Source organism: Candidatus Clostridium helianthi, assembly GCF_045310795.1.
In the GTDB taxonomy this organism is placed as follows: Bacteria; Bacillota; Clostridia; order Clostridiales; family Clostridiaceae; genus Clostridium; species Clostridium helianthi.
The window spans coordinates 1-2275 of sequence record NZ_JBJIAB010000094.1; the positions used below are offsets into that span (position 1 = coordinate 1).

Genomic DNA, 2275 nt, shown 5'->3' on the forward strand with positions numbered 1-2275 from the left:
AATGGATTGGGATACGTTACATCTGTACGTCTTCTCTGAGCACCTTTTAATAAATAATATTTCAATCTTAGCCCAAATAGGTATAAATCATTTCCCTTGATTATCCCCCACTGCATCATTAATGCACATATTCCTGCAACTTGCGGTGCTGCCATTGACGTACCTGTTTTACTATCATATCCTCCATTTGGTACTGGTCCAACTATCTCTTCTCCCGGTGCGACTAAATCAGGTTTTACTAAATCTCCTTTATTTTGTGCTCCCCGTCCGCTAAACGACGATAGATTGTTAGTTCTATAATTATAGCTCCCAACTGCAATAATATTGTCTACTGTTGCTGGTATCCCTAAAGTATTATATTGGTTTGGTTCTAAAAATTTTGTCGCTGGATTAAGCCCTTCAAGTACTGGGAGCCATATTGAATATTCGCCTAAATATTCATTCAAAACATTTATTTCCAATGCCCATACACCTTCAGCAAGAAATCCAGTTCTAGCAGAAAGTATTATTTTTATTTCACTATTTAGTTCAAAAGGTTTTGGACCTGATACATATATATCATATCTATTACTTCCTATAGTTCCTTGAATGTATCCTTCCCGTATAGTAATATTTCCACTACTTTGACTCATTGGGTTTATTACATTAATTGATATATCAGGTAAAATCGGCTTATATAAATTCATAACAATTGACTTCTCTTCACTTGCAATATTAAAAATTTTCCTTTGAGTTTTTGTTAGTTCGCCTCCAACATGGTGTCCAGCATCTCCTTCATTACCAGCTGCAATAACAATAGCTACTCTCTCTAGGCTTTGAACCGTTCTAATATATTGCTCTAATAGACTACTCCCATCGTGAGCTCCATCATTTGTACTTAAGCTAATATTAATAACTAAAGGCATATTTAGTTCTTTGCTTCTATCTAGTAGAAACTTAATTCCCTGCATAATCTGTGAGCTTAAAACTGCAGTTCCTCTTGCTGCTTTAACCATCGCTATTGATGCATTAGGCGCTGCACCTCTATACATAGGGTTTATGTTACCACCAGCACATGCAATTCCTGCAACATGTGTTCCATGTCCCGTATTATCAATAGACGGAACTATCGAATATGGATTAGAAGACTTTATTGCTTCATCTATCATTTGCTTATTATAAATATTTCCACCAGTACTAAAATCATAGATATACTCTATCCTTGTCGTACCAGCAGTATTCATAAATGCCGGATGTGTATAATCTATTCCTGAATCTACAAACCCAACTAATACTCCTTCACCTGAAACATCAAAGTTAGGAGCTAATTGGGCAATACAAGAGACTCTATTACTTTCCTGATCTTGTTCATACAGACTCTTTGGCAGTTCTATATACTGAATTGCATTACTTAATGATAATTGCTCTAACTTTTCTCTAGGTATATTAACTACAGCAAAATTAAATCCTAGATCTTGAAATTTTCCACCTAATCCTTCAATGAATGCTTTTGTTTGTTCTGGAGTACCCCTATATAAGATAGTAAGTTCTAGATTATTATCTTGACTTTGATATTTATATCCAAGCTCATCCAATATTTCTTTTGGTACATTAGTTAATAATCCTATTAATGCGTCAGCTTTAGAAGAAACTTCTCTTTGTATCTCAGCCATAACAACCACGCTCTAAATTAATATATATAAACATACTATGCTGACAACTATCTAGTGAAACAATTAAGTATGTAACCCTCAAAAATATTTTTCCTAGTTCCTTTTTCTCATAAACTCATACACATGAATCTCTCCCATACGACTTTTAATAAATTCAAAGTACTCATAGTGACGATACGAAACTAAAATTTTTGCCTTTTAGAATGGTTCAACACAAAAAAATGTAACACTCAGTTCTTGACAGTGTAAAACTGAACTTATTTGGGTATTGATCCTTTAGAATTTTGTAAAAAATAATGCTAACCTTGATATTATATGGAATGTATATTTTAATCAAAAACACAAAAAATAGACTGAAGTGAGGTGTTAGTATGAAAATCAATAAATTTTTAGCAATTTTTTTAATATCAATAATTGCATTTACAGAAACCCCAAAAGCTCTTGTTAAATCAGATGTTTATAAACAAGGTATTTATGACATTTCTGAAGCAAACCCATTTCGTGCTACAGCTAAACTTGTTAACGCAAATGGTGGCATTACAAGTTTAAGTATAGTTGACTCAACTGGTAATCAAAAATTTTATAACAGATTCGATACTGAAAATGAATCTATAAATTTAGGT

Annotated in this window: 2 protein-coding genes; one reads left to right on the forward strand and one right to left on the reverse strand. The window is 33.0% G+C overall.

The features are described from left to right. Nucleotides 1–1652 (reverse strand): S8 family peptidase (locus tag ACJDTP_RS27285; protein WP_406762990.1); only part of this gene is annotated, 1652 nt, incomplete at its 3' end. Between the two features lie 371 nt (nucleotides 1653–2023). Between ACJDTP_RS27285 and ACJDTP_RS27290 the strand changes: the two genes are divergently transcribed. Then, nucleotides 2024–2275, forward strand: a 252-nt coding sequence (locus ACJDTP_RS27290) for a hypothetical protein (protein WP_406762991.1), incomplete at its 3' end; no start/stop codon positions are given.